Below are 4804 nucleotides of genomic sequence, written 5' to 3' on the forward strand. Positions count from 1 at the left end.
GGGCTATTCTTCGCCCTTCAACTGGCCGCCCGTATCATTTGCGTCCATGCGGGTCAGAATCTCCAGGATGAGGTCGTCCTGGTGCACCAGATGCTGCATGATGACCTTGATTTCTTCCTCGGCCTTCACGTTCACGTTGTAGTCGTGCTCGGCCATCAGCCGGTCCTTCTCGGCCTGCCGGTTCTGGCTCATCATGACGATGGGGCCGGTGTACGCGGCCTGGAAGCTTAGCACCAGGTTCAGCAGGATGAACGGATAGGGGTCCCAGGCCTGAAAATAGGCCGGGTTGGCCGCAGCCTGGTAGAACAGATAGGCGTTGACCGCCACCCAGGCCAGGATGATGACGCTTTGGCAGATGATGAACGGCCAGCCGCCCACGATGCGCGCCACGGCGTCGGCCACGCGCTGCCCTGTGGTCAGCGTCTTTTCCAGCTTGCTGTTGACGTTGACGATGATGTGCCTGCCGTGGTCGTAGGTCGCGGCCGGACCGGGAGTCCATTTCTTGCGCATGGTCAGTTGCTCCTTCGCGGCGCAGCCGCCGCAGTGCTCTTGACCATAGCTGGCGGACCGGATTTACGCCAGCGCCACCAGATCGTAGCTTTGCGCCTGCTCGATGTCGGCCATGACCAGCTTGCCGGGCTTGACCTTGGGGCCGCTCACGTAGGTCACGCCGTCCACTTCCGGGGCCTGGAACCACACGCGGCCGGTGTGCAGACCGGGCCATTCCGGGCTGGGCTCCTCCACCAGCACCTCCTGCCGGGTGCCGATGAGCGCGTCGAGGCGCTCGCGGCTGATGCCTTCCTGAAGCTTCATGAGGGCGTTGCGGCGCTTTGTTTTGGTGGCCTGGGCCACCTGGCCGGGCAGCTCCGCAGCCTTGGTGCCCTCCTCCTGATGATACGGAAACACGCCCAGGTTGGTGAAGCGCGTCTTGGCCACAAAGTCCTTCAGGGCCTTGTAGTGCTTGTCCGTCTCGCCGGGGAAGCCCACGATGAGGCTGGTGCGCAGGGCGGCCTCGGGGAAGTGCTTGCGCACGCGGTCGATGACCAGGGAAGGGTCCTGGGCGAAGGGCCTGCCCATGGCCGAGAGGATCTCCGGGTGGGCATGCTGCAGGGGGATGTCGAAATAGGGCAGGAGCGGCCGCCCCAGCCCGGCCAGGTGCTTCAGGAGGCCGTCGGTGAGGCCCGCGGGGTACAGGTACATGAGCCGCAGCCACTTGAGGCCCTTGATGGGCATGAGCCGGTCCAGCAGGTGCTTCAGGCCGTCCTTCAGGTCCAGGTCGCGGCCGTAGGAGGTCACGTCCTGGCCCACCAGCACCAGTTCCGGCACGCCGCCCTGCTCCACCAAGAGGCGCGCCTCGCGCTCCAGCTCGTCCAAGCCGCGGCTCACGTGCCTGCCGCGGATGCTCGGAATGGTGCAGAAGGCGCACTTGTGCGAACAGCCCTCGCTGATCTTGAGGTAGGCGTAGCCCGGCGCGGTGCTCAGGCGGCGGGGGCCAAGCGCGTCGAACTGCTTTTTGCCGAGGGCCGCGCCCACCAGCTGCGGCCACTGGCCCAGCTCCCGCGTGGAAAGCCACAGGTCCACCTCGGGCAGGTCCGCCGCCAGGTCGGCCTGGCCGTAACGGCTGACCATGCAGCCCGTGACGGCCACCAGGGGCTTGGGCCGCACGTCCTCCACCTCGCGGATGACCGAGAGGATGGTGTCTACGCTCTCCTCCACTGCCGGGCGGATGAAGCCGCAGGTGTTCACCAGCACCAGGTCGCTTTCGGCGGCGCTTTCGGCCGGGGCGAAGGACTCGCCCAGCACGCCCAGCATGCGTTCGGTGTCCACGCGGTTTTTGGGGCAGCCGAGGCTGATGGTGTGGACGCGGATGGCGGACATGGTCTCTCCTGGAGGCAAAAGGGTAATTCCGACTGGGGTGGTTGCGCTTTGGGCCAACTTGTGTAGGATGCCCGGCCAGAGCATCCTCCGGGCGTTTCGCCGGAGAGCGCGCCTCCCCCCGGCGCGAAAGGAGGCCCGCGCATGGTGGAATCCCTGCGGGCGGAGAAGCAATACCGCATAGGACTCATAGGCGACAAGTCGTCGCTGGTGCCTTTCTGGGAACTTTTCGCGTCCCTGGGGAACGAACGCGTCATGGGCCAGCTGGGCATCCGCGCCCTGGCCCTGCACGCCGAGGCCACGGGAAGCGAATTCGGCAGCACCCTGGAGCTGCCCGTGCACCCGGACTGGCGCGCCATGCTCGCCGCCCACCCGGACCTGAACCTGGTCATCGAAACCACCGGCCGCGAGGCCGTGCTGGCCGACCTGCGCTGCGGCCTGCCCACCAGCATCACCCTGGTGGAGCGCGGCGCGGCCAGCTTTTTCCTGCGCCTTTTGTCCTCCGACCAGATGTGGGTGGCCTGCAAGCTGGACCTGCTGCACACGCAAACCCTGCTCAAGGGCATCATCGACCAGTTGAAGGAAGAGATCGCCCTGGTGGACGCGCAGGGCCTGGTGCTCGACTGCAACAAGGCCGTGCTGGAGGCCGCCGGAGTGCAGAAGGCCGAGATGACCGGCCGCCCCCTGCGCAGCTTTTTCCCACTGCAGGAAGGCCAGAACGGCGGCGCGGAACCCCCGGCCACAGGCCCGCTGGAACGCGCCCTGGCCACGGGCCAATCGGCCGAGGCCACCCTGCCCCACGTGGACGCCGAGGGACGCCTGCACTACACCCGCGAATACGTCTACCCCATCCAGGACGAGGTGGGCCGCTCGGCCAGCTTCCTGTGCATCCGGCGCGACATAACCAGCCGCACCCAGATGGAGCAGCGTCTGCAACAGTCCGAGCGCCTGGCTTCCATCGGCGAGATGAGCACCTACATCGCCCACGAGATACGGAACCCGCTCTTCGCCATCGGCGGCTTCGCCAACCAGCTCCTGCGCACCGTCAGCGAGCCCGCCGCCCGCGAAAAAATCGAAATCATCATCGAGGAATCCAAGCGCCTCGACAGCATCCTGAAGAGCATCCTCACCTTCGCCCGCCCGGTGGACGCGGGCAGCGGCCTGGCTGACCTGAACCGCATCGTGCGCGACACCATGGAGCTCATGGGCCTGGCCTGCGAAAACCAGAACATCGAGCCCGTGCTGGGCCTGGCCGACGAACTGCCCCTGGTCAAGGCCGACCCGGAGCTCATCAAGCAGTGCCTCATCAACCTGGTGAAGAACGCGGTGGAAGCCATGCCCCAGGGCGGCCTGCTGGCCGTGCGCACGGGCCTTTCCGGCGCGCACGTGGTGCTGGAGGTGGAGGACACGGGCCAGGGCATCGCCCCGGAGATTCGCGACAAGGTCTTCAGCCCCTTCTTCAGCACCAAGGGCCGCGGCTCCGGCCTGGGGCTGGCCATGATCAAAAAGATCCTGGACGACCTGGGCGGCACCGTGGAACTGGCCAGCGTGCCCGGCGAAGGCACCCGCGTAGCCTTGAGCCTGCCCCCGCAACTGGCGGTTGCGAAACCGGGGCCGGACGGGTAGAGTCGGGCCATGAATCCTGCCAAAGAACCCCTCAAGAAAACCCTCGTCCTGGCCACCCGCAACGCGGGGAAGATAAAGGAACTGGAAGCCCTGCTGGCCGGTTACGGCCTGCACGTGCTGGGCCTGGGCGATTTCCCGGACATCGGCGAAATCGAGGAGACCGGCGTCACCTTTGCCGAGAACTCGCTGCTCAAGGCGCGCACCGTGGCCCAGGCCACGGGCCTGGTCGCCCTGGCCGATGATTCCGGCCTGGTGGTGGACGCGCTCGACGGCGCGCCCGGCGTCTACTCCGCCCGCTATTCGGGCGAGGGCGCAACGGACGAACGCAACAATTCGAAGCTGCTGGACGTCTTGAAGGACGTGCCCGAAAAGGACCGGGGCTGCCGTTTCGTCAGCGTGGTGGCCGCCGTGGCCCCGTGCGGCGCGGAGCTGGTGGCCGAGGGCCGCTGGGAAGGCCGGGTGCTGTTCGCCCCGCGCGGCAACGGCGGCTTCGGCTATGATCCGCTTTTCCTTGATCTTGAGCTTGGCAAAAGCGCCGCCGAGCTGGCCCCGGCCGAGAAGAACGCGCGCTCCCACCGGGGACGCGCCCTGCGCGCCCTGCTGGCGGACTGGCCGGACTTCTGGGCCCGCGCCTCGCGCTAACAACACGCAATTCCCACGGAGTATCCCCATGTGCGGAATCATCGGCTACTGCGGACACAGGCCTGCCGTCCCCCTGGTGGTGGAAGGCCTGCGCCGCCTTGAATATCGCGGCTACGACTCGGCGGGCGTGAGCTTCGTCCAGGGCGGCAAGCTCTCGGTCATCCGGGCCGAGGGCAAGCTGGCCAACCTGGAAAAGAAGCTGGAGAGCCAGCACGTATTCTCCGCCACCTCGGGCATGGGCCACACCCGCTGGGCCACCCACGGCCCCCCGGTGGAGAAGAACGCCCACCCGCACCTGGACCACACGGGCAAGCTGGCCATCATCCACAACGGCATCATCGAGAACTACCAGGAGATCAAGACCGAGCTGGCCGCCAAGGGCGTCACCTTCCGCTCGGACACCGACTCCGAGGTGCTGGTGAACCTCATCGCCGACTGCCTTCCGGCCACCGGCGGCGACGTGACCCGCGCCATCTCCAAGGCCCTGTCCCGCGTGGAAGGGGCCTACGCCATCGTGGTCATGAGCGCGGAGCACCCCGGCACCCTGTGGGCCACCCGCGTGGCCAGCCCGCTGGTCATGGGCGTGGGCACGGGCGAAAACTTCTTCGGCTCGGACATCCCTGCCTTTTTGCCCTACACCCGCGACGTGGTGTTTTTGGAG

Annotated in this window: 4 protein-coding genes and 1 pseudogene; 3 read left to right on the forward strand and 2 right to left on the reverse strand. The window is 67.1% G+C overall.

Going from position 1 to position 4804, the window contains the following annotated elements; genetic code table 11:
• Window positions 1–3: 3 nt before the first annotated feature.
• Together VN419_RS13265 and rimO are read right to left on the reverse strand one after the other, a co-directional pair.
• Window positions 4–510: a DUF1003 domain-containing protein gene (locus VN419_RS13265; protein WP_325647695.1), complete on the reverse strand. Its 507-nt coding sequence runs from the start codon at window positions 508–510 to the stop codon at window positions 4–6.
• Between the two features lie 63 nt (window positions 511–573).
• The gene (gene rimO, locus VN419_RS13270) at window positions 574–1878 is read right to left on the reverse strand and encodes a 30S ribosomal protein S12 methylthiotransferase RimO (RefSeq protein WP_325647696.1); all 1305 of its coding nucleotides are present in this window, start codon (window positions 1876–1878) and stop codon (window positions 574–576) included.
• 141 nt (window positions 1879–2019) lie between these two features.
• Between rimO and VN419_RS13275 the strand changes: the two genes are divergently transcribed.
• From VN419_RS13275 to VN419_RS13285, 3 genes and pseudogenes are all read left to right on the forward strand, one after another.
• Entirely contained in the window at window positions 2020–3501 is a 1482-nt protein-coding gene (locus VN419_RS13275) for a two-component system sensor histidine kinase NtrB (RefSeq protein WP_325647697.1), read from the forward strand.
• Window positions 3502–3510: 9 nt separating this feature from the next.
• Complete coding sequence (locus VN419_RS13280; protein ID WP_325647698.1) at window positions 3511–4143, forward strand: XTP/dITP diphosphatase; 633 nt, start codon at window positions 3511–3513, stop codon at window positions 4141–4143.
• Between the two features lie 28 nt (window positions 4144–4171).
• Window positions 4172–4804 (forward strand): annotated as a pseudogene (locus VN419_RS13285) (glutamine--fructose-6-phosphate aminotransferase); the annotation flags it as partial.

It is taken from the genome of Humidesulfovibrio sp. (assembly GCF_035560995.1).
GTDB lineage: Bacteria > Desulfobacterota > Desulfovibrionia > Desulfovibrionales > Desulfovibrionaceae > Humidesulfovibrio.